Annotated in this window: 18 protein-coding genes; 13 read left to right on the top strand and 5 right to left on the bottom strand. The window is 49.5% G+C overall.

Going from position 1 to position 23,476, the window contains the following annotated elements; translation table 11 throughout:
• Positions 1-18: 18 nt before the first annotated feature.
• From C7U56_RS14740 to aroE, 4 genes are all read left to right on the top strand, one after another.
• Positions 19-2,040, top strand: coding sequence for an oxidoreductase (locus C7U56_RS14740; protein ID WP_107001850.1), 2,022 nt, complete (start codon positions 19-21; stop codon positions 2,038-2,040).
• Between the two features lie 95 nt (positions 2,041-2,135).
• Positions 2,136-3,026 carry a quinate/shikimate dehydrogenase gene (locus C7U56_RS14745; RefSeq protein ID WP_431833079.1) on the top strand — a complete coding sequence of 297 codons (891 nt, stop codon included), beginning with the start codon at positions 2,136-2,138 and terminating at the stop codon, positions 3,024-3,026.
• 164 nt (positions 3,027-3,190) lie between these two features.
• Positions 3,191-3,970: a shikimate kinase gene (locus C7U56_RS14750; protein ID WP_107001851.1), complete on the top strand. Its 780-nt coding sequence runs from the start codon at positions 3,191-3,193 to the stop codon at positions 3,968-3,970.
• Between the two features lie 47 nt (positions 3,971-4,017).
• On the top strand, positions 4,018-4,887 hold the full coding sequence (aroE, locus tag C7U56_RS14755; RefSeq protein ID WP_107001852.1) for a shikimate dehydrogenase: 870 nt from the start codon (positions 4,018-4,020) through the stop codon (positions 4,885-4,887).
• 69 nt (positions 4,888-4,956) lie between these two features.
• On the opposite strand, the gene C7U56_RS14760 is transcribed toward aroE, so the two are convergent.
• The gene (locus C7U56_RS14760) at positions 4,957-6,876 is read right to left on the bottom strand and encodes a hybrid sensor histidine kinase/response regulator (RefSeq protein ID WP_107001853.1); all 1,920 of its coding nucleotides are present in this window, start codon (positions 6,874-6,876) and stop codon (positions 4,957-4,959) included.
• A 261-nt stretch (positions 6,877-7,137) separates the two neighbouring features.
• On the opposite strand from C7U56_RS14760, the gene clpB reads away from it, so the two are divergent.
• From clpB to glyA, 4 genes are all read left to right on the top strand, one after another.
• Positions 7,138-9,729, top strand: coding sequence for an ATP-dependent chaperone ClpB (gene clpB, locus C7U56_RS14765; RefSeq protein ID WP_107001854.1), 2,592 nt, complete (start codon positions 7,138-7,140; stop codon positions 9,727-9,729).
• Between the two features lie 210 nt (positions 9,730-9,939).
• Positions 9,940-10,383 carry a ribose 5-phosphate isomerase B gene (rpiB, locus tag C7U56_RS14770; RefSeq protein ID WP_022358818.1) on the top strand — a complete coding sequence of 148 codons (444 nt, stop codon included), beginning with the start codon at positions 9,940-9,942 and terminating at the stop codon, positions 10,381-10,383.
• Positions 10,384-10,512: 129 nt separating this feature from the next.
• Entirely contained in the window at positions 10,513-11,661 is a 1,149-nt protein-coding gene (locus C7U56_RS14775) for an FprA family A-type flavoprotein (protein WP_107001855.1), read from the top strand.
• 150 nt (positions 11,662-11,811) lie between these two features.
• Positions 11,812-13,059 (top strand): serine hydroxymethyltransferase, encoded by a 1,248-nt coding sequence (gene glyA, locus C7U56_RS14780; RefSeq protein ID WP_022358816.1) that lies wholly within the window; start codon positions 11,812-11,814, stop codon positions 13,057-13,059.
• A 156-nt stretch (positions 13,060-13,215) separates the two neighbouring features.
• Here the strand turns inward: glyA and C7U56_RS14785 are convergent, their stop codons facing one another.
• Positions 13,216-14,202: an ornithine cyclodeaminase family protein gene (locus tag C7U56_RS14785; protein WP_181357270.1), complete on the bottom strand. Its 987-nt coding sequence runs from the start codon at positions 14,200-14,202 to the stop codon at positions 13,216-13,218.
• Positions 14,203-14,347: 145 nt separating this feature from the next.
• On the opposite strand from C7U56_RS14785, the gene C7U56_RS14790 reads away from it, so the two are divergent.
• The 3 genes from C7U56_RS14790 (at position 14,348) to C7U56_RS14800 (ending at position 16,175) form a co-directional block, all read left to right on the top strand.
• Positions 14,348-14,659 carry an L-serine ammonia-lyase, iron-sulfur-dependent, subunit alpha gene (locus tag C7U56_RS14790; RefSeq protein WP_267895355.1) on the top strand — a complete coding sequence of 104 codons (312 nt, stop codon included), beginning with the start codon at positions 14,348-14,350 and terminating at the stop codon, positions 14,657-14,659.
• A 225-nt stretch (positions 14,660-14,884) separates the two neighbouring features.
• Positions 14,885-15,562: a DUF3990 domain-containing protein gene (locus C7U56_RS14795; protein WP_107001858.1), complete on the top strand. Its 678-nt coding sequence runs from the start codon at positions 14,885-14,887 to the stop codon at positions 15,560-15,562.
• Complete coding sequence (locus C7U56_RS14800) at positions 15,543-16,175, top strand: helix-turn-helix domain-containing protein (RefSeq protein ID WP_022358806.1); 633 nt, start codon at positions 15,543-15,545, stop codon at positions 16,173-16,175. Before C7U56_RS14795 ends, C7U56_RS14800 begins: the two co-directional genes overlap by 20 nt.
• A 29-nt stretch (positions 16,176-16,204) precedes the next feature.
• Here the strand turns inward: C7U56_RS14800 and C7U56_RS14805 are convergent, their stop codons facing one another.
• From C7U56_RS14805 to C7U56_RS14815, 3 genes are all read right to left on the bottom strand, one after another.
• Positions 16,205-17,623 (bottom strand): sensor histidine kinase, encoded by a 1,419-nt coding sequence (locus tag C7U56_RS14805; protein WP_107001859.1) that lies wholly within the window; start codon positions 17,621-17,623, stop codon positions 16,205-16,207.
• 52 nt (positions 17,624-17,675) lie between these two features.
• Positions 17,676-18,389: a response regulator transcription factor gene (locus C7U56_RS14810; protein WP_107001860.1), complete on the bottom strand. Its 714-nt coding sequence runs from the start codon at positions 18,387-18,389 to the stop codon at positions 17,676-17,678.
• A 65-nt stretch (positions 18,390-18,454) separates the two neighbouring features.
• Positions 18,455-20,860, bottom strand: a complete 2,406-nt coding sequence (locus C7U56_RS14815; RefSeq protein WP_107001861.1) for an endonuclease MutS2 — start codon at positions 20,858-20,860, stop codon at positions 18,455-18,457.
• A 279-nt stretch (positions 20,861-21,139) separates the two neighbouring features.
• Between C7U56_RS14815 and C7U56_RS14820 the strand changes: the two genes are divergently transcribed.
• Together C7U56_RS14820 and C7U56_RS14825 are read left to right on the top strand one after the other, a co-directional pair.
• The gene (locus tag C7U56_RS14820) at positions 21,140-22,414 is read left to right on the top strand and encodes a S1C family serine protease (protein WP_233430292.1); all 1,275 of its coding nucleotides are present in this window, start codon (positions 21,140-21,142) and stop codon (positions 22,412-22,414) included.
• Between the two features lie 23 nt (positions 22,415-22,437).
• Entirely contained in the window at positions 22,438-23,388 is a 951-nt protein-coding gene (locus C7U56_RS14825; RefSeq protein ID WP_022358800.1) for a 3'-5' exoribonuclease YhaM family protein, read from the top strand.
• Positions 23,389-23,476 lie beyond the last annotated feature (88 nt).

The raw sequence follows: 23,476 nt of genomic DNA on the forward strand, positions 1-23,476 counted from the left end.
GAGAAGGAGAATTTCATCATGAAGAGCAAATACCCGAAAATTTTTGAACCGATTACCATTAAGCGCATGACAATCAAAAACCGTGTTGCCATGACGCCGATGGGTACTAACTATGGCGAGACGAGCGGTGAGATGAGCAACCGCCATATGAATTATTATTCCCTGCGTGCCAAGGGAGGAACTGGTCTGATTATTCTGGAGAATGCCAATATTGAATATCCGGTTGGTTCCAATGGCACAAGCCAGATCCGCATCGATCACGACAGCTTTATGCCGCGTTACTATCAGTTAGTCGAGAATCTTCACAAGAATGGCGCGATGGTAGCGATTCAGGTCAACCATGCGGGCGCTTCGGCATCCTCTGCCAGAACCGGTATGGAGACGGTGTCTTCCTCCAATATCCCGACCAAGGCAGGCGGCGAGATTCCGCGTCCGATGACAAAGGAAGAGATCCTGACGACCGTAAAAAAATACGGTGAGGCGGCGAAACGTGTACAGGCGATCGGATTTGATGCGATTGAGATCCACTGCGGTCATTCTTATCTGATGAGTCAGTTTATTTCCCCGTATTACAACAAAAGAACCGATGAATTCGGCGGCTCCGTCGAGAATCGTCTCCGTTTCCCGAAGATGGTTCTGGAAGAGGTGCGGAAAAATGTAGGTCCGTGGTTCCCGATCATCGTCCGTATCTCTGCGGAAGAGCGCGTGCCGGGCGGCAACACGCTGGAAGACACACTGGAATACCTCGAATATCTGGATGAGTACGTAGATATGTACGATGTATCCTGCGGTCTGAACCCGTCCTTACAGTATCAGATTGACTCGAACTTTCTGCCGGATGGCTGGCGTTCCTACATGGCAAGAGCCGTGAAGGATAAATTTGGTAAACCGGTTATCAATGCGGGCAACTACCGCGATCCGGAGGTCGTTGAGAAAGTATTGGAGAGCGGCGATGTCGATATTGTCGGCATGGGACGCGGACTCATTGCAGAGCCGAACTGGGTCAGCAAGGTGCAGAACGGCGAGGAGGAGATTCTCCGTAAATGTATCTCCTGTAACGTCGGCTGTGCGGGAAACCGAATCGGCGTCAACCGTCCGATCCGCTGTACCGTCAACCCGGCTGTTCCGGAGGGCGATATCTACAAGAAGCTGAAAGTCAATAAAAACTGCAACGTAGTTGTAGTCGGCGGCGGTACAGCCGGTCTGGAAGCAGCCTGCACGGCAGCCGAGGTTGGATGCAACGTATTCTTATTAGAAAAGAGTGGTAAATTAGGCGGACTTTCCACCTTCATTTCCGACCTGCCAAGCAAGAACCGTATGAAAGACTTCCCGAAATATCTGGAAGCACGTGCGAAGAGACTGAAAAATCTGTATGTATTTCTGAACTGCGAGGCAACCGTGGACAAGATCAAACAGTTCAAGCCGGATATCATTGTCAACGCAACCGGTTCCGTTCCAGTCGTTCCGCCGATCAAGGGACTCAAGGAAAACATCGCAGCCGGTCATGTCGATACCATTTTCGAGATGATTCAGAAAGTAAAAGCCGGAGAATACCCGGATGATTTCTGCAAGGGCAAAAAAGTGGTTGTAGTCGGCGGCGGCTCCGTTGGCCTGGATGTTGTGGAGTATTTCGCACCGCGCGGCGCGAAGTGTACCATCGTGGATATGCTCCCGCAGATTGGTATGCTGGCAGATCCGATCACAAAATGTTCCATGCGTGAGACACACGACAAATATGGTGTGAAAGAGTATGTGAATACTGCGCTGCAGGAAGTCAAAGAAAACGCATTTACCGTGAAGCTGCCGGATGGCACGATCGAGGATCTGAACTTTGACCTCGGTTTCAACTGTCTGGGAATGCGCGCCAACAATCCGATTCTGGCACAGCTTGAAGAGGCATTTGACAACACAGATACATTCATTTACCCGATCGGAGATTCCGTCCGCGCCCGCCGTATCATGGAGGGAACGATGGAAGGACGTGCGATTCTGAACGTGCTGGAAGCGAGAGGATTTTTAGAGCTGGCACCGTTGGAGTAAGAAATTGAATATTGCATTTGAAAGATTCTGACTGTTCGCTGAACGAATGATATCGTTTTATTTGATTATAAAAATAGAGAAGAAAAGAGGAAATTATCATGCCAAACATTACAGGACATACCGAATTAGTAGGATTAATGGCTTACCCGATCCGTCATACACAGTCTCCGACCACCCACAACCTTGCCTATGACAAGAATGGCGACGATGTTATCCAGCTTGCGTTCGAGGTAGACAACGATACCCTGGAAGCAGCGGTTGAGAGTATCCGTGCGCTGAAGATGCTGGGTTCCAACATCTCCATGCCGAACAAGACCGTCGTTCACAAATATCTGGATGAGGTAGACGAGGCTGCAAAGCTGTGCGGCGCGATCAACACTGTAGTCAACACCCGTGACAAAGACGGCAATGTAACCGGATACCTGAAGGGTTACAACACTGACGGTATGGGTTACTGGCAGGGAATCAAGGAAGAAGGCATTGATTTCAAGGGAATGAAGATGGTTCTCATCGGTACCGGCGGTGCAGCGACCGCTATCGCAGTACGCGGCGCACTGGACGGCATTGCAGAGCTGCATATCTTCAATATTAAAGATAAGTTCTATGCACGCGGAGAGGAGATCGTTGACATCATCAACAAGAACTCTAACTGCAAGGCCGAGATGCATGACCTGGGCGATCTGGCACTCTTAAAAGAGAAAATGCACGAAGCAGACATTTTCTGTGATGCAACCGGCGTTGGTATGCACCCGCTGGAGGATCTGTCCAATATCCCGGATCCGTCCTATTTCCGCAAGGATCTGATCGTAACTGATACGGTATATGCACCGCGTGAGACCGTGATGATGAAGCAGGCCAAAGAAGCTGGCTGCACCCGTGTATACAACGGTATGAGCATGATGCTGTTCCAGGCGCTGATCGCGATTGAACTGTATACAGGAAAATCAACACCGGTGGATTACATGAAGGAGAAGCTGGGAATCTAATAAAAATATAGCTCGAACAGCAACACCTATCCCCCACAGTTATACCTGCTATTCCGCATTAGCACTTGCGTTCATATCCTGATTCGGGTATAATAATAAAACACACTTTCAATGTAAAGTGCAAAAGTGATCTGAATGAATACAAGTGGAGAAGGATGAGACAGATGGATGAATTAAAGAAGCTGCGAAATGATCTGGACATGTGCGACGAGATTCTGATCGACGCCCTGCGGATGCGCTGCCAGATTATCCAGGAGATTACAAATTATAAACAGAAAAACGGACTTCCGATTTACCAGGCAGAGGAAGAAGAGCGCAAGAAGAGCAAGATGCTTGCGAAGCTGGATGATTATGAATACAAAAAATCAATCATGGCAGTTTACGACAGCGTCCTCTACCGGAGCAAACGGATTCAGTCCCATGAGCTGTTTGGGTTCAATATTTTCCTGATCGGATTTATGGGAGTCGGAAAGAGCACCGTTTCGAATGCACTGCAGAATACCTTTGCGATGGATGTATTGGAAATGGATGAAATGATCGCGAAAAAGAACAACATGAGCATTTCCGAGATCTTCGATCTGCACGGCGAGGCATATTTCCGCAACGAGGAGACAAACCTGCTCAAGGAGGTAGGAAACGAGAAGAACAAGATTGTATCCTGCGGCGGCGGCGTAGCGATGCGCGAGATCAATGTACAGGAGATGCGAAAGAGCGGCAAGATTATACTTCTGACCGCGAAGCCGGAGACGATTCTGGAGCGTGTCAAAGAGAACCATGACCGTCCTCTTCTGGAAAATAATAAGACAGTGGAATATGTTTCCGAGCTGATGGAGAAGCGCAGACCGGCGTATGAAGCGGCAGCGGATATTGTGATCGCGACCGATGGAAAATCAGCGAATGAGATCTGCGAGGAGATCATTGCACAGGTGAAGAAGTTTAAATAATGTGACTGCTCAGAAAGTTCTGACAGAGAAAACGAAAGGGGAAAAAGATGTCGAATCATATCACAGGACACACAGGTTTACTTTGTTTACTGGGAAGCCCGGTCGCACACAGTGTTTCGCCGGAGATGCACAACGAGGCGTGCAGCCAGTTGGGTCTGGATTATACATATCTGGCGTTTGATGTGCCGGAAGAGAAGATGCCGCAGGCGGTTGAGGGACTGCGGACGATGGGCGCGCGCGGCTGGAATATCACGATGCCGGGCAAAAATATCATGTGCAAGCTGGCAGACAAGGTTTCACCGGCTTCCGAGATTTCCGGCGCCTGCAATACGATTGTCAACGACGACGGTGTTCTGACTGCTTATACGACCGATGGCGTCGGATTTATGCGTGCAGTTGCAGAAAATGGTGTAGACATCATTGGCAAGAAAATGACGCTTTTAGGCGCTGGCGGCGCCGCAACCGCGATTCTTGTACAGGCAGCTTTAGACGGCGTGGCAGAAATTAACGTATTTAACGTCAAGGACGCGTTCTATCCGAGAGCCGAGGAGATTGTAAAGAAACTGAACGAGCGCACAGGATGCAAGGTAACCCTGCATGATTACTCCGATCCGGAGATCCTGCGCCAGTCCATCGCAGACAGCGCGATTCTGGTAAATGGTACTTCCGTCGGCATGGCTCCGAAGACGGACAATACGATCATTACTGATACAACGATGTTCCATAAAGACCTGTTCGTATTCGATGTCATCTACAACCCGCAGGAGACAAGACTTCTCCGGGAGGCAAAAGAAGCAGGCTGTAAGACAGGCAACGGCATGTACATGCTGCTCTATCAGGGAGCTGCCTCCTTTAAACTCTGGACCGGAGAAGATATGCCGGTGGAGATTATTAAAGAGAAATATTTTACAAAATAGGATTTGAAGAACGGCGCACCGCATTCTCGTTACTTAGTGATGAGAATGCGGTGTGCCGTTTTTCATCATTTATAAACCTTTATGCCCACAAATCTGCTCCTCCAGCACACTCATCAGCACCTTCATATCAATCGGCTTCGCCACATGATCATTCATTCCGGATTCCAGCGCCCGCTCTTTATCCTCTGTAAATGCATTCGCTGTCATCGCAACGATCGGAATGCCAGCCTTCTTCTTATCCGAAAACCGCCGGATCGCCCGCGTTGCCTTGTAGCCGTCCATGATCGGCATCTGGATATCCATCAGAATCAAATCATAATAATCTTCCGGCGCTTTTTGCAGCATTTCCAGGCAGGCAACCCCGTCATTTGCCCGTTCGACCAAAAGCCCCTCGCGGGTCAAAAGTTCGATGGAAATTTCGGCGTTCAGATCATTATCCTCCGCAAGAAGAATCCGGCAGCCGGATAGAGTCTGGGCAGCTGTTTCATCGAATGCGGTAGGCTCTGTTTCCTCCCGCGAGGAAATCCGGCATGGGATCCGGACGGTGAACGTTGAACCTTCTCCGAGCTTGCTCTTTACCTCGATCGTTCCATGCATCAGATCCACCAGATTTTTCACGATTCCCATGCCAAGCCCGGTGCCTTCAATGCCGCTGACGGTGGAAGAACGCTCCCGTGAAAATGATTCAAAAATATGCGACTGGAATTCCTCGGAAATGCCGATGCCGGTATCGGTGATTGCGATTTCTGTGATACACCAGCCGTCCGTTTCACCAGGCTCCTGGCGGAGGGCACAGGAGATCGTCCCGCCCTTGGCGGTATATTTGATCGCATTGCTCAAAATATTCAATACAATTTCGGACATATACGTCGTGTCAATGTAGATATATGGGTACGAAATGTCCTTAGTCACATGAAAATGCTGCTGTTTTTCTTCCAGGGCAGTCTGAACCATGACGATACAGGAATCAAAACTTTTCTCAGTCTGGATGGAGGTTTCTTCAATGTGTATCTGGTTATTCTCAATCTGTGAAAACTGAAGAATATTGTTGATGATAGAGAGCATCTTTTCACCGGAAATATGGATCTTGTCCATATATTCACCGATTTTTTCCGGTTCCTGCAGATGGTTTCTGGCAAGTTCTGCGTAACCGAGGATCGCATTCATCGGTGTCCGGATATCATGCGACATATTGAACAGGAAGGTCGATTTCGCCTTGTTGGCTGCCTCTGCTGCTTTTGCGGTCTGTTCCAGAAGCTGCTGCTGGGTGAGTTCTCTGGACTTCTGTTTTTTTGTATAAAAATAGGAAATAACAATTAGCAGAAGTGCTATCATGCTCGCGGCAGCGGCGATTCCAAAGGAGGAACGGTTGATCGCCTCAATCGATCGGTAAGTGTCTTCCATATCAATCTCGATACAGAGGGCACCGAGAATGTCATTGGTTCCGTCGGAGGCAATGACCGGATAGCAGGCGGTAAAAATATGCCCCCATGTGGTATCAATGATCTTTTGTGAGTGGATCGTTTTGCCGGAGAGGGCAGCTTCCAGATATGGAGCCATTTCCTCTTCCAGGTAGGTGCCCGGATAAGCAAAATCAGGTGCTTCCAGATCCAGGCCATCGATCAGGTAGATGGGTTTTCCGCCCGGTCCACGCTTGGCGGTGTATAAGTAGCGCGTCGAATTGAGGCTGCGAAGCTCATTTAAATAAGACTGCAGGCTTCGATACTGCGCAGAGTTCATATCGGATTTTGTGTTGATCTGTTCAAAATCTGCCCGCGTCAGCCGGCTCGATATCGCCCGGTGAACCGCGTCCGAACAGGAAATATTCCGTTCTACGGCGGCGCTCAGGGTGATGCGGCTGTTGCTTTTCAGCAGTGCAACGGTGTATAAGGAAATGAAAAATACTGCCAGAAGAAGCAAAAAGGTAAAGTTAAAGGCATGATAAGAAAAGCTTCTTGATGGGATATTTTCGTTGGATGGATGATTCATAAGTTAGATTCAACTTTCATGTAAATGCAGGGTTTATAGTTAAAAAACAGATCGAGTTGTTGATAATAAATGTAACATAAAACAGGTAAATCAGCAAGAAAGATATGCTTACATGAAAATTTAAAAAAAAAATTTTTCACAAATTCTTCATAAAAAAATTAGCACTCTCCTCTTGACAGTGCTAACAACAAGTGTTATATTACTGCTAGAACAAAAGAAGACCAAAAGGTTTTCACAGATTGTTCGAAAGGAGGCAGGTTTATGAATATCAGTAAATTTACCCAGAAGTCTCTGGAAGCCGTTCAAAATACGGAAAAGCTGGCGTATGAATATGGAAACCAGCAGATTGATCAGGAACATTTGCTGTACAGTCTTTTGACTGTGGAAGACAGCTTGATTTTTAAATTAATAACAAAGATGGGAATCTCGGGCGACCAGTTCCGTGATGAGGTGCAGCAGGCGATTGGAAAGCTGCCGAAGGTATCCGGCGGTCAGGTGTATTTCTCCAACGATGCCAACAAGGTGCTGGTGAACGCGGAGGACGAAGCCAAGGCGATGGGGGACGAGTATGTTTCCGTCGAGCACTTATTTCTGGCGATGTTAAAACAGCCGAATAAGGCGGTCAAAGAACTGTTCCGTCTCTACGGCATTACGAAAGAGAGCTTTTTGCAGGCGCTTTCGACAGTGCGCGGCAACCAGCGTGTTGTCAGCGATAATCCGGAGGCAACGTATGACACTTTAAATAAATACGGTTACGATCTGGTGGAACGTGCGAGAGATCAGAAGCTCGATCCGGTCATCGGCCGTGACGGTGAGATCCGTAATGTGGTTATGATTCTCTCCAGAAAGACGAAAAACAACCCAGTTCTGATTGGTGAACCTGGCGTCGGTAAGACAGCCGTTGTCGAAGGACTGGCACAGCGTATCGTGCGCGGCGATGTCCCGGAGGGCTTGAAGGACAAGAAATTGTTTGCTCTGGATATGGGAGCTCTGATGGCGGGCGCGAAGTACCGCGGCGAGTTCGAAGAGAGACTGAAAGCGGTGCTTGACGAGGTCAAGAAGAGCGAGGGACAGATTATTCTGTTTATCGATGAGCTGCATACGATCGTCGGCGCGGGCAAATCCGAGGGCGCGATGGACGCCGGGAATATGCTGAAGCCTATGCTGGCGAGAGGTGAACTGCACTGTATCGGTGCGACGACCCTGGATGAGTACCGTAAATACATCGAAAAAGACGCAGCTCTGGAACGTCGTTTCCAGCCGGTTCACGTTGATGAGCCGACCGTGGAAGATACGATTTCCATTCTGCGTGGTCTGAAAGAGAGATATGAGGTTTACCACGGGGTCAAGATTACCGACTCTGCGCTTGTATCGGCGGCAATTCTCTCGGATCGTTATATCACGGATCGTTTCCTTCCGGATAAGGCGATCGATCTGGTTGATGAAGCGTGCGCGATGATCAAGACAGAGATGGATTCAATGCCGGCGGAGCTGGATGAACTGTCGAGACGTATCATGCAGCTGCAGATTGAAGAGGCTGCGCTTAAGAAAGAGACTGACCGCTTAAGTCAGGATCGCCTGGCAGAACTGCAGAAAGAACTGGCAGAGCTCAAGAGCAGCTTTTCGACCCAGAAAGCCCAGTGGGAGAATGAAAAATCTTCCGTTGATAAGCTGTCCAAACTGCGTGAAGAGATTGAGCATGTAAATGGCGAGATTCAGGCAGCGCAGCAGGCATATGACCTAAACAAAGCGGCTGAACTCCAGTACGGCAAGCTGCCGGAACTGCAGAAACAGTTGGCGGAAGAGGAAGAGAAAGTGAAAAATCAGGATCTCAGTCTGGTACATGAGAGTGTCACCGAGGATGAGATTGCCCGGATTATTTCGAAGTGGACCGGTATTCCGGTTGCCAAACTGACCGAGAGCGAGCGTAGCAAGACCCTGCATATGGACGAACTGCTGCATAAACGTGTCATCGGACAGGATGAGGGCGTTACCAAGGTAACGGAGGCGATTATCCGTTCCAAAGCGGGCATCAAGGATCCGACGAAACCAATCGGTTCGTTCCTGTTCCTAGGTCCGACCGGTGTCGGCAAGACAGAGCTTGCAAAAGCGCTGGCGGAGGCATTGTTTGATGATGAGAACAACATGGTTCGTATCGATATGAGTGAATACATGGAGAAACATTCCGTTTCCCGTCTGATCGGAGCGCCGCCAGGATATGTCGGATATGACGAGGGCGGTCAGCTGACCGAGGCAGTACGGCGCAAACCGTATTCTGTTGTCCTCTTCGATGAGGTTGAGAAAGCGCACCCGGATGTATTTAACGTCCTGCTGCAGGTTCTGGATGATGGACGTATCACGGATTCGACCGGCAAAACTGTCGATTTCAAGAATACGATCCTGATTATGACCTCCAACATCGGTTCCCAGTATCTGCTGGACGGCATCGATGAAAAGGGACAGATCAAGCCGGAGGCGGAAAGCTCCGTTATGCATGACTTGAGAGCTCACTTCCGTCCTGAGTTCCTGAACCGTCTGGATGAGATTATTCTCTTTAAGCCGCTGACGAAAGGCAACATCGGAGGCATCATTGAGCTTCTGATTGCAGATGTCAACAAACGTCTGGCGGATAAGGAGTTAAAGATTGCCCTGACGGACGAGGCAAAGGATTTCATCATTGAAAATGGCTACGATCCGGTTTACGGTGCAAGACCGCTGAAACGGTACCTGCAGAAGAACGTTGAGACACTGGCAGCGAAGCTGATTCTGGCGGACGGCGTCCGTGCGGGCGATACGATAGAGATCGGGCTTTCGGATGGCAAGCTGACGGCTTCGGCTGTCCATAGCGCGTAAGCGGAAAACGTCTTACGGCGGATTTATAACTATTATATAGAAGAAACAATAGGGCGCGGAGAAGTGCGAAAGAGCTTCCTCTGCGCTCTTTTTATGTATTTCTGAGATTTTCACAGTCTTGACATTGCCCGGCAACTTTACTAAAATGATTTCATAATGACCGGACTATATCATTTGTTCCGGAAGTCAGTCAGATGAGGAGAAGATGAGATGAAAATTGCGATTGGAAATGACCATTCGGCGGTAGAACTGAAGAACATTATTGTGGATTTCCTGAAAGAAAAAGGAATCGAAGTGTTAAATCTGGGTACAGACAGCAGCGAGAGCTGTGATTATCCAGTTTATGGAGAGAAGGTAGGTCGTGCAGTTGTTTCCGGCGAAGCCGATCTGGGTATCGCAATCTGCGGTACCGGTCTTGGTATTTCACTGGCAGCTAACAAGGTAAAAGGCGTGCGCGCCTGCGTATGCAGCGAGCCGTACACAGCGGTGATGTCCCGCCGCCACAACGATGCCAATGTACTCTGCTTCGGCGCCCGCGTGGTAGGAAGTGAGCTTGCGAAGATGATCGTTGACGAGTGGATCAACGCAGAATTTGAGGGCGGACGCCATCAGAGACGCGTGGATATGATTATGGCGATTGAGGAGAAAGACTGATTCAGAGTCAGAGGTAACGGATGAAATCATAAGGCAGGCTGACAGCAGGATGCGGGATGCCTGTGAGAACAAAAAGAGGCAGCTGTAAAGAGATGGAGCAGCTGCGAAAAGAACAGGAGGAAGCAGGAAATGATCACAGAAGATATTCGCTACATCGGTGTAAACGACCATGACATTGACTTGTTTGAGGGGCAGTATCAGGTGCCAAATGGTATTTCATATAACTCATACGTGATTATGGATGAAAAGATCGCGATCATGGATACGGTAGACAAGCGCAAACAGACGGAATTTCTGGGAAATCTGGAAACCGCACTGGCTGGAAGAACCCCGGATTATCTGGTAATCAGCCACATGGAGCCGGATCATGCATCAAGTATCCAGGCAGTCGTAGAACGGTACCCGGAAATCACACTGGTAGGCAATGCGAAGACATTTCCGATGCTGAAACTGTACTTTGATCTTGATACCAGCCGTGCGCTGACGGTCAAGGAGGGCGATACCCTGAAACTGGGGCGCCATGAGCTGACGTTCGTCATGGCACCGATGGTACACTGGCCGGAGGTTATGGTAAGCTATGATTCCTGCGACAAGGTGCTGTTCAGCGCCGACGGTTTCGGCAAGTTCGGTGCGCTTGATGTGGATGAGGACTGGGACTGCGAGGCGAGACGGTATTATTTCAATATTGTAGGAAAATATGGAATGCAGGTGCAGGCACTTCTTAAGAAAGAAGCCGGTCTTGAGATCCAGATCATCTGCCCGCTGCATGGACCGGTTCTGAAAGAGACGATCGGTCATGTGCTTGAAAAATACCAGATTTGGAGCAGCTACGGCGTCGAGTCTGAGGGTGTATTTATCGCATATGCGTCCCTGCATGGCAACACCGAGGATGCGGCGAAGAAATGCAAGGAAATTCTTGAGAAAAAAGAATGCCCGAAAGTGGCAATCGCGGATCTGGCGCGCGGTGATATGGCGGAGGCGCTGGAAGATGCATTCCGGTATGGAAAAATTGTATTGGCAGCACCGTCCTATGACGCGGGTGTGATGCCGGTTATGGCAGATTTCCTGCACCACTTACAGAGCAAGAATTACCAGAAACGCACCGTTGCCCTGATTGAAAACGGTTCCTGGGCGCCGAGTGCAGCGCGCACGATGAAGGGAATGCTGGATGCGATGAAGGAGATCACGGTGGTTGAACCGGTCGTTACGGTTCGCGGGGCGCTCAAGGAGAGCGATATTCCGTCGCTGGAGCAGATGGCGGAAGCGCTGCTGGCATAAGAAGCGTCTGGTGACAGTATTTAATGAGACCTGAAAAAGGCTTTTTTAAATAAAAAATCCGGAGAGACAAAAGTGTGGTTTTATATTTATATATGAAAAATCCACTTGATGATTTTGTATGGATGACAGAAAAGAATAGGAGAAACAGACATGGTAGATGAGGTAATGAAGTTCATTACAGAGGCAGACCCGGAAGTGGGAGAAGCCATTGAAGCAGAGGCAGCCCGTCAGAGAAGAAACCTGGAGCTGATCGCGTCGGAGAATATTGTATCGGAGCCGGTTATGATGGCGATGGGATCGGTATTAACCAACAAATATGCGGAGGGATATCCGGGAAAACGTTACTACGGCGGATGCCAGTGTGTCGATGTTGTAGAGTCCATCGCGATCGAGAGAGCGAAAAAACTGTTTGGCTGTGATTATGCAAACGTACAGCCGCATTCCGGCGCGCAGGCAAACATGGCGGTATTTATCGCAATGCTGAAACCGGGTGATACTGTTATGGGCATGAACCTGGATCACGGCGGACATCTGACACACGGAAGCCCTGTCAATTTCTCCGGTTTATATTTCAACATTGTGCCGTATGGTGTCGATGACAATGGCGTGATTGATTACGAAGAGGTAGAGCGCATTGCACTGGAAGCAAAACCGAAGCTGATCATTGCAGGTGCAAGTGCCTATGCAAGAGAGATTGATTTCAAACGTTTCCGTGAAATTGCAGACAAAGTAGGCGCATACCTGATGGTCGATATGGCTCATATCGCTGGTCTGGTAGCAGCCGGTCTTCACCAGAGCCCGATTCCGTATGCAGATGTTGTTACGACAACCACACATAAGACACTGCGCGGACCGAGAGGTGGTCTGATTCTGGCAAATAAGGAAGCAGCTGAGAAGTTCAACTTCAACAAGGCGATCTTCCCGGGAACCCAGGGCGGTCCGTTAGAGCACATCATTGCTGGCAAGGCAGTCTGCTTCGGCGAGGCGCTGAAACCAGAATTTAAAGAGTATCAGCTTCAGGTAAAGAAGAATGCAGCAGCGCTGGCAGCCGCACTTCAGAAGCAGGGATTCAAGATTCTGACCGGCGGAACCGATAACCACCTGATGTTAGTTGATCTGCGCGGCATGGATATTTCCGGTAAAGAGCTGCAGAACCGCTGCGATGAAGTATACATCACCCTGAACAAAAACACCGTTCCGAACGACCCGAGAAGCCCGTTTGTTACTTCTGGTGTCCGCATCGGTACTCCGGCTGTTACCACCCGTGGACTGAAAGAAGAGGACATGGAAGTGATTGCAGAGTGCATCTGGCTGGCAGCTACCGACTTTGAGAACAAGGCTGATTACATCCGTGCGGAAGTGACGAAGCTGTGTGAGAAGTATCCGTTATATAAATAAGTAGAGAAGAATATGGAGCGAAAAATTTGCCGGTCTATAGATTCAGAAAAATGCTGGAAAATGAATGCACATATAACAATAAGAAAAAGGCTGTATTGCCTGCCGCATGGAAGTGCGCGGTAGGTGATACAGCCTTTTCTATACCAACCATTTTTTCTAGAAATTAAGTTTTTGTCCAATTCCTTTGCCCAATGCTTTTTCATAGATAAGCTGTGCCGTCCGCACATCAAAGAGTCCCATGCCGACGGATTTAAAGCAGCGGGTCTCGTTCTGCTCATGCGGATGTCCCTGCTTGGTATCTTCGATCAGATCCTCGATAAAGTGGACGCGCTCCTGTGTCAGAACGCCCTTTTCCAGCGGAATTTTCAGATCGCCGCTCTCCTCGCAGGCATACGGAAGCTCGGTGTACGCGTTCTTGACGAGTTTCCACACCGCATCCGGCAGTTCGCGCCGTTCCGGACGCCAGGAGCCGATGGCAACAAAGCATTTGCCGCGAAGCAGCTCTTCATCATCCGGGTAGAGCGGATCGACCGCCTGGGTGGCGGAGATCAGGACGCGGCTGTGCTCAGCCAGTTCACGGGTATCCGCGCAGGTATGAATCTGGATGGCGTTTTTTCCAAACGATGCCAGACGCGCCGATAAGCGCTCGATAAAGCCGGAAAGATCCTTAGCGTATGCGTCATACAGATAAATATCTGTGATCGGGCGCACCTCGCAGGCGTAGAGAAGCTGGTGTAGTCCCTGCATACCGCAGCCAACCAGACCAACTGAGGCAGCATCCTCTGGAGCCAGATAGCGCAGTGCGACACCGCCGACCGCGCCGGTCCGCATTGCGGTCAGGGCACTGCCGTTCATAATCGCCTTCGGTAGACCGGTCGTTGCGTCATTTAAAATCATAAGTCCGTTCAGATACGGAATTCCCAGAGAGGGATTGTCCGGAAATTCGGATAACATCTTTGTACCGATGACGGAATCCAGAAAACACGGCATATAGAGCATCATATTTTTATCACGCTGTGCGATAAAACGATCCGGCATCTTATAATTGCCGCTTTTGTGAATCGCATACGCATCTTCGATTGCGTCCATGACATCCTCTAAGGTGACGGACTGCCACATTTCTTGTTCGCTGAGAAATAACATATCAAAACCTCCTGAATATTTATGAATGAAATAAAACATATATACTAAAAATAGATTTATCACAAATCAAATGTGGTTTGTATAGCTGGATTGTAGCAGTTTCACGTTTCATTGTCAAGATGAAAACAGAATAAACCGGCAATCTCTGGATGCGGCGTCTGTAGGGCTTCAGAATATCACAGGGCTTGCCTGCGATCCGGTTGGAAACCGTGTTGAATGGCCATGTCTCGGCAAAAATATCATGGGAGGAAGCAATGCGCTCGCCAGCGCCAATATGATTCTGGCAGGCTACGACAAGGTGATCCCGCTGGATGAGACAATAGGCGCAATCTATGAGATCGGTCTGTCGCTGCCGCTGGAACTGCGTTGTACCTTTGGCGGTCTGGGTAAGACAAAGACTGCTCGGGAGATTCTGAAGCGGTCCGACGCGCATTTTCCGGGGGAAGAGGCGCGGTAGGTGTAATTCGAAACATCGTGAAAGGACAGTTACAGTTTGTGTAAGGTGCGTACTGTAAGGTGGCATATCTTTTTAAGATCTGAAATAAAAATTGATTAAATAACTCTATAGAGATATAATATTAATAAAAATATCTCTATAGAGTTATTTTCATTAAAACGAATCTATTTTTTATATACCACATGTTTCTACTTGCTCCCATAATAGATAAGGAGGTTCCTCAGAATGAGAAAAATTTTATATCACGGTTCCTTGGAAATTATTTCTACTCCTATGTATGGTCAGGGAAAGGTCTATAATGACTACGGACAGGGCTTTTATTGTACGGAGAGTCTGGAGCTGGCGAAGGAGTGGTCGTGCGCCGAGCGGGAGGACGGCTATGTGAATCAGTATGAAATGGATGAAACCGGTCTTTTGATTTTAAATTTGATGGAGAAGCACTACAGCGTTCTTCATTGGCTGGCGATTTTGATGAAATACCGGAAAATCCGCCTTTCTTCGGCGGTCATGAAACGGGGAAGAGAGTGGCTGCTGGAACATTTCCTCCCGGATGTGGACGGATATGATGTGGTGATTGGGTACCGGGCGGATGATTCGTATTTTTCATTTGCAAGGGCGTTTGTAAATAATGAAATATCGTTAGAGCAGCTTTCGTATGCGATGCGGCTGGGAAAATTGGGAGAGCAGTATGTATTAAAGAGTCAGAAGGCATTTCAGGCGATACACTTTCTTTCTTATGAAGGAGTAGATTCAGTGGAATATTATGTAAAACGAAGAGCCAGGGATGAGCAAGCTAGAAATGCATACCGGAAAAAGGTGGAAGAGGATGATATCGACGGTATTTATATGCGGGATTTGATTCGAGGGGAGGTGTCGGCTGAGGATGAGCGCTTATGGGATTGAATATCTGGATGATGCGATGAGAAATCTGGGGGAAATGACAGATTATGCGGTCAATGCCTGTGGGATGGATCTGGAAGATTTTTGGAAATTGTTTCTTACAACCGGGTATGCAGAAAAATTTGGGGAAGGTGTACCAAGAGTAGTGAGCGGCTTTTCTGGAACGGAGCTTGCGGAGGAAGTGCTTCGAAAAGCGGGAAAAAAGGACGAACTGCCGGAACCGCAGGTAGAATTTACCTGTTCCAGAGAGTATTGGAGTGGCTGGATACTGGCGTATTATCAGTGGTACAGTGAGAAGAAATTTAAGGAAATTGAAGCAGGGCTTCCGGTCCGGGAGGTTGTGGAAATGTATCCGGCACTTCATGAAGCTCCGGAGGATAAATTTGTTGAGGCGGCAGACAGAATCATTCGAAGAAAAGAGCAGGGGAAAAACGCGTTGCGGCGGATCCGGAAGATGGCGGGATATACCCAAAAGGATCTTTCAGAGCAATCGGGGGTTACGCTGCGGAGTATTCAGCAGTATGAACAGGGAAAAAAGAAGATTCAAAAAGCATCCGCAGAAACCGTGCGTGCGCTTGCACGGTCACTGGGATGCCAGATGGAAGATTTGCTGTAATTGCGAAGGGATTGGACAGTTTCAATTTGCTATAGCGCCGTCGCCTTCGGCAGACTGAAAATAAATTCCGTCCCCACGCCCTCGGTGCTGACAACGTCGATATTTTCCCCATGTGCCTGAATAATCTCTTTGACAATCGCAAGCCCCAGCCCGGTGCCCTTTTTATCTTTTCCGCGCGATAAGTCGGTCTTGTAGAAACGTTCAAAGATTTTCTTCTGGCTGTCCTTCGGGATGCCGATGCCGGTGTCTTTGACGGAAATGAAGATTTTTTCATACCGGATGGAGGTCTGGATGTAAATGATCGAATCCTCGTGGCTGAATTTGATCGCGTTGTCGATCAGGTTGTAGAGAACCTGCTGGATTTTTCCGAGATCGGCGTAGACCATCTGGATGCTATCCGCAAAGGTCAGGTCAAACGTGATGCCTTTTGCGCTACACGTGCCCTCGAAGGTTGCGGCGGTATCCTTGATCGTCCGGTTGATATCGAAATTGGTTCGGGTTAAATAGCCCTTGCTGTCCAGAGAGTTGAGCGTCAGCATGCCCTGTGTCAGCTTGTTAAGGCGCTCGGTCTCGGAAATGACGATGTGCAGGTATTTGTGATAGAGTTCCTGCGGGATTGTGCCGTCGAGAATTGCCTCGAGATAGCCTTTGATGGAAGTCAGAGGCGAGCGGAAATCGTGCGATACGTTCGCGATGAAATTGTGCTGGTACTGTTCCATTTCATTTAACTCGCTGGACATATAGTTTAATGTGCTGGCGAGATAGCCGATCTCGTCGTGGGTGGTAATCGGGATATTGTGTGCCAGGTTTCCGGCTGCATATTCATTGGCTGCGACCGTAATCTTTTTGAGCGGGAAATAGACCACTTTTGTAAAAACAAGAAGCACCACCAGGGATAGGAAGAACAGGATGATCGATGTTATGTAAATAATATTCAGAAATCCGTTCTGTTCCGCCTCAATGTTCTGGATTGGCATATGAATCACGATGTAGCCGTAGGTCTTCATATTGCCTGTGATCGGGGCGGAAACGGAGAGTACTTTGCTGTCAAACAGGTTGTAATACTGTCCGATGGAATAGAGTCGGTTGCCCTGTGCGGTCGGGTCGAAATCGTCGATTGCGATGCCGGTACGACTGTCGCTGCTGTCCGCAACGATGGTGCCCTCATGGTTCAGGATCCAGATATCCGATTGCAGATAGGCGGAAACCGCCTCGAGCTGTGGGTATGCCGAGTCGAGATTGATGGTTTTGCCCTCGTAGGCTTTGCTGCACCGATCGGCAATCATGGTCGCCTCGTCATACAGAACCTCCGATTCGCGTTCCACCAGATGGTGGTAGGTCATCTCAGATGAGATGGTCGCGATCGTGATGAATCCAAGCAGACCGAAGATGAGATAGCCGATCAGCAGTTTATAATAAAGAGAATGTGTGTAGTGGTTTGATTTCATGGTAAACCTCCGGTTACCTCTTCACGTAACAGTTCAGTTCCTTTACTAACAGTTACCGTTTTACCTCAAATTTATATCCAATCCCCCAGACGGTCGTCAGCGCCCACTTGTCGTTGCCCTTGATTTTTTCACGGAGCCGCTTGATATGGACATCTACCGTCCGCGTGTCGCCGATGTATTCATATCCCCAGATATGGTCGAGAAGTTGCTCCCTTGTGAATACCTGGTTTGGTGAGGACGCGAGGAAATAGAGCAGTTCCAGTTCCTTCGGCGGCAGCTCGATCGAGTGTCCGTTGTAAATGACGGAGTAGTTCGTCAGGTTGACGATGAGATCCGGATATTCGACAAAATTGCCATGCTGTTCGGTCACGGACGATGCAGGCATCTGCACCGGCAGCTGGTAGCGCCGCAGAACGGCTTTGACTCTGGCAACCAACTCTTTCGAATCGAATGGTTTGATCATGTAGTCATCGGCGCCCAGCTCCAGCCCCAGCACCTTATCAAAGATTTCGCCCTTGGCGGAGAGCATGATGATTGGCACCTGGGAGGTACTTCGCAGTTCCCGGCAGACCTGATAGCCGTCGATGCCCGGAAGCATCAGATCAAGGAGAATCAGGTTGGGCTGAAATTCGGGAAATACCCGGAGAGCTTCTTCCCCGTCTCCGACAATTTTCGTTTCAAAACATTCTTTCGTCAGGTAAAGTGAGATTAGTTCAGCAATGTTGTAGTCGTCATCTACGATGAGAATGCGCTGCTTTTCAGCCATGTTGATTCCTCCTGTTTTTTTGGATATTTGTAACTGTTCAGTACCTTCACAGTTATGGATATTTCTTATTTAAATGTCACGATTGTAACGCCTGTATCGCCTTCGCCAAACTCGCCAAGCCGGTATTCCTTGACATAGCTTAATTTCTTCAAGTGGCGGTGTACGCCCGCTTTCAAAGCGCCGGTTCCACGACCATGTACGACGCGGACCTGCGGAAGATGCGCCAGGTAGGCATCATCCAGGTATTTGTCGAGTACCGGGATCGCCTCATCGACGGTCATGCCAATCAGGTTGACCTCCGGCGATACGCTGAAGGACTTGGACATCTTGATCTTGCTGCTTCCGCTTCCGGATCCGCGGGAACCACCCGTATGCGTGCCGGAAAGTCCCGGTCCGGTGATGGATGCTTCCTCGACCATTTCCAGATCGCGGATATTGACGAGGGAGCGCAGAATTCCCATCTGTACATACAGATCGCCCTTGGCGTTCGGCAGGGAGCTGACGGTTCCCTTTAAATTCATCGAGAGAACGCGCACGGTATCGCCGAGACGCAGCTTTTTCGCGGAAACGGCTTTTTTCGGTGCGGCGGTTTTCTTAACTGCCAGTTTCTTGTCTACATCCTGGATCTTGCCGCGTAGCTTGGTCCGCTCAGCTTCCAGTTCTTTATTGACGCCGGAAGACTTGGCAAGCTTGTTGATGTTGCGGATCGTCTGATCGGCGGTGTCCTTCGCATCCTGAAGGATCTTCTGAGCTTCCTCGCGGGCTTTGGAAAGCATTTTTTCCTTCTGCTCGGAGAAACGTTCTTCCTTCTGCTGGAGGCGGTTCTTCAGCGTTTCAATTTCCTGTTTATAGGAGGCGATCTCTTCGCGCTCTTTTTCAATGGTCACGCGGCTGTTTTCCAGATTGGCAAGCAGATCCTCGAAGGATTCGTCCTTCTGCTCCATCTGGTTTTTCGCCTCGTCGATGATATAATCCGGCAGCCCCAGCTTGCGGGAAATGGCAAATGCATTACTTTTTCCTGGAATACCGATGAGCAGGCGGTAGGTCGGGCGGAGAGTCTCGACGTTGAACTCGCAGCAGGCATTTTCAACGCCTGGCGCGGTCAGCGCAAAGACTTTTAATTCGCTGTAATGCGTGGTTGCGATCGTCCGGCAGGTCATGTTGTGCAGGAAATTTAAAACCGCAATCGCCAGCGGCGCGCCCTCGGTCGGGTCGGTACCGGAACAGAGCTCATCGAAGAGACAGAGCGAATTGGCGTCCGCCTCATTTAAAATCGAAACGATATTCGTCATATGGGCGGAGAATGTACTCAGATTCTGCTCGATGCTCTGCTCATCGCCAATGTCGGCAAATACATTGTCAAAAACAGCCAACTCGGATCCCTCAAATGCCGGGATATGGAGTCCTGACTGCCCCATCAGGGTAAAGAGTCCGACGGTTTTTAAAGAAACGGTTTTACCACCCGTGTTTGGACCCGTCACAATCAGAAGGTCAAACGAATCGCCAACCCAGATGTTGATCGGAACGACCTGTTTCGGATTTAAGAGCGGATGGCGTCCGTCCTTGATATTGATATACCGTTTGTTGTTAAATTTCGGTTCCACGCAGTTATAGTGGCGGGAAAGAGCTGCCTTTGCGAAAATGAAATCGAGCTCTGCCAGAATCGAAAGATCCGAGAGGATCGCGTCGGTGTAAGGCATAAGCTGGCTGGAAAGAGCTGCCAGAACAAATTCAATTTCCCGTTTTTCCTGGATTTCCAGCTCGCGCAGTTCGTTGTTCAGCTTGACGATCGCGAGCGGCTCGATAAATACAGTCGAACCGGTTGAGGACTGGTCGTGCACCATGCCTGGTACCTGGGATTTATACTCAGCCTTGACCGGCAGGCAATAGCGCCCGTCGCGCATTGTGATGACGGCATCCTGTAAATAGGTCCGGCTGGAATTTAAAATAGAATTTAACTGGGTATGGACGCGTCCGCCCACGATCTTCATGGAGCGGCGCACTTTGGCAAGTCCCGGACTTGCGTCATCGCTGACCTCATCCTCGGATGGCAGGCAGCGCTTGATCTCATTGTTGACCGGCGTCAGCGGATCCAGGGCGCGGAAGCGCTCATCAAGGGAATCATCTGGAAATTCTTCGGATTTCTCATGGCGTCCGTAGCTCTGCGCGCGGGCAGCGACTGTCAGCAGGGAGCTGACAGCGAGAAGCTCCGGGATCCCCAGGGAACTTCCGATTTCCAGACGTTTCATGGAACCACGCACATCCTTCACGCCGCCGAAGGAGAGACTTCCCTTCATGCGGACGCGCGTCAGGGCATCGGTCGTCTCCGTCTGGCTCTGCCGGATCGTCCCCAGATCACAGGACGGCTGCAGTTCCCGGCACATCTGTTTTCCCATCTCCGTGGAGGCGTACTCCGTGAGCTGGTCGATGATCTTTGTATATTCGAGAGTTTTTAATGCTTTTTCATTCATGTTGTGGTAATCCTCTTAATTTAAATGGTGTTCACATGATACCGTGACCACTAAATTCGTGAAAGACCTCATTAAGTGGTCAGGTATAAGTTCTCACTAGACTCGAAAAGACCTCGTCAAGTGTTCACATTATATCACATTCCCCGCCGTCTAGCCAAGCATTCGCACTTTTTTCTTGCATAACCTTAAGAAGGAAAGTATAATTAGGATATGTTATGCAAAGGGGAAAGTGAAATGCCGGATTCAGAAGAACTTGAAAAAAAGGAAAAACGGGAATTCATGAGAGAAACGATAGTGAAGCCGCCGCTGACCAGAAAACAGATTGCGAAGCGGGTGGCTCTCTTTGTATGCGCGTCAGCCGCATTTGGAGGAGTCGCGGCGGTTTCGTTTGCGGCGGTAAAGCCGTTTGCGGATCGGTGTTTTCAGGAAAATGGGATGCAGGAGACATCCTCAGTCGAGTTTTCCAAGGACGATCCGGACTCTGTTTCGCCGTCGGACGGTGCAGATGCGGATATGACAGCGCAGCCGGAACAAATGGAGCAGGAGATTGATGAGGCGGTCAGCGAGGCGCTTTCCAGCTATCAGTTTTCCGCAGACAATTTTAATTCGATGACGTCGGTGCTGCGTGGAATCGGGGAACAGGGTGATAAGTCGATCGTGACGGTCAGCTCCGGCAAACAGGATACGGATATATTTGGAAACCCGGTGGAAAATACGGGTGATTATGCAGGTGCAGTCATCGCGGAGAGTGATGGAGAATTTCTGATCTTTACTTACGCCGATGCGGTGCGGGCAGCAGATTCGATCAATGTGAGATTTTCGGATGGAACGAAGATCGCTGGTACAGTGCGCCAGATTGACGAAGTGCTCGGAATGGCAGTTGTGGCGGTGCCGTCCGGCAATCTGCCGGAAGAAGAGCGGAAAAAGGTGCAGGTGCTTTCACTTGCCAATTCATATACGGTCAAGGCAGGCGATGTCCTCGTAGGTATCGGCGGTCCGTCCGGACAGGTGCATTCGCTTTCGTTCGGAACGGTATCCTACGTGGCGCGCAATGTGCAGATTACAGATGGACTGACGCGGATCCTGTATGCGGATATCAGCAGCAATTCGCAGACGGGTACCTTTTTGATCAATACAGCCGGAGAGATGGTCGGCTGGACATCGGAGTCCTGCCGCAGCGAGAGCTGTACGGATCGGACGGCGGCGTACACCATTTCCAGCTACAAGCCGATTCTGGAGCGGCTGACGAATGGCGCTTCGGCGGCATATCTGGGCATCCTGGGACAGGATGTGAGCCGTGCGATGCAGGGGAGCGGCATTCCGGCGGGCGTTTACGTGACGGAGGCAGTCTCCGGCAGCCCGGCATATGACGCTGGCATCCAGCCCGGCGATATTATTGTGAAATTTGGCACAAAGGAGATCGGAAGTTTCAAAGATCTCCAGGCGCAGATTGAAAATTCCGCGAGCGGCGTGTCTGTATCGGTAAATGTGATGCGGAAAGGGCGCGACGGATACACGGAAATTCCATTTTTGGTATCTCTGCGCGCCAGATAGAAATTCAGGAGGATATAGGCAGAATGAGATATATTGAACAGTTCCGGGAAGGAATGAGAGTCTCGGACGTATATTTATGTAAGACGAAACAGCACGCGGTGACGAAAAACGGAAAAGAGTACGCTTCCGTGCTGCTTCAGGATAAAACAGGCACGGTAGACTGCAAAATCTGGGATTTAAGTTCCCCGGGCATCAATGATTTTGAGCCGCTGCAGTACGTCTATGTGGACGGCGATGTGACGGTCTTCCAGGGTTCCAACCAGTTAAATATTAAGCGCATACGCAAGGCGGACGAGGGCGAGTATCAGGAAAGCGATTACCTTCCGGTCAGCTCAAAGGATATCAAGATAATGTATCAGGAGCTGACGGCTCTGGTGCAGTCTTTCCAGAATCCGTACCTGAAAAAGCTGGCATCCAGCTATTTCCTGGAAGATAAGGCATTTGTGAAGAAATTCTGCTTCCATTCGGCGGCGAAGAGTGTGCATCATGGTTTTGTGGGCGGACTTTTGGAACATACGTTAAGTGTTATGAAACTCTGTGATTTCTACACGAAGTCATATCCGGCGCTGAACCGCGATCTGCTTCTGACGGCGGCGCTGTTCCACGACATCGGAAAAGTGCAGGAATTATCCGCATTTCCGGAAAATGATTATACGGACGACGGTCAGCTCTTAGGTCATATCGTGATCGGCACGATGATGGTTGCAGACCGTATTAAGGAGATTCCGGGATTCCCGGCAAAGACAGCGGCGGAGTTAAAGCACTGCATCCTTGCGCACCACGGCGAATTAGAGTACGGTTCCCCGAAGAAACCGGCGCTTCTGGAGGCGCTGGCATTGAATTTCGCGGACAATACCGATGCGAAGATGGAGACGATGCTGGAAGTCTTAAAGAGCGGCGGGGAGAATCCGGGCTGGCTCGGATATAACCGTTTCCTGGAGACGAATGTGAGAAAGACGACGCCGACGGAATAATAATAAGATAACAGACATCTAAAATGAGTCTAAATGTACATAAGAAAAAGAAAACAGCGCTGCACAAGCAGATGCTGCCTTGCAGAAG

The organism is Clostridium fessum (assembly GCF_003024715.1).
Lineage (GTDB): Bacteria > Bacillota > Clostridia > Lachnospirales > Lachnospiraceae > Otoolea > Otoolea fessa.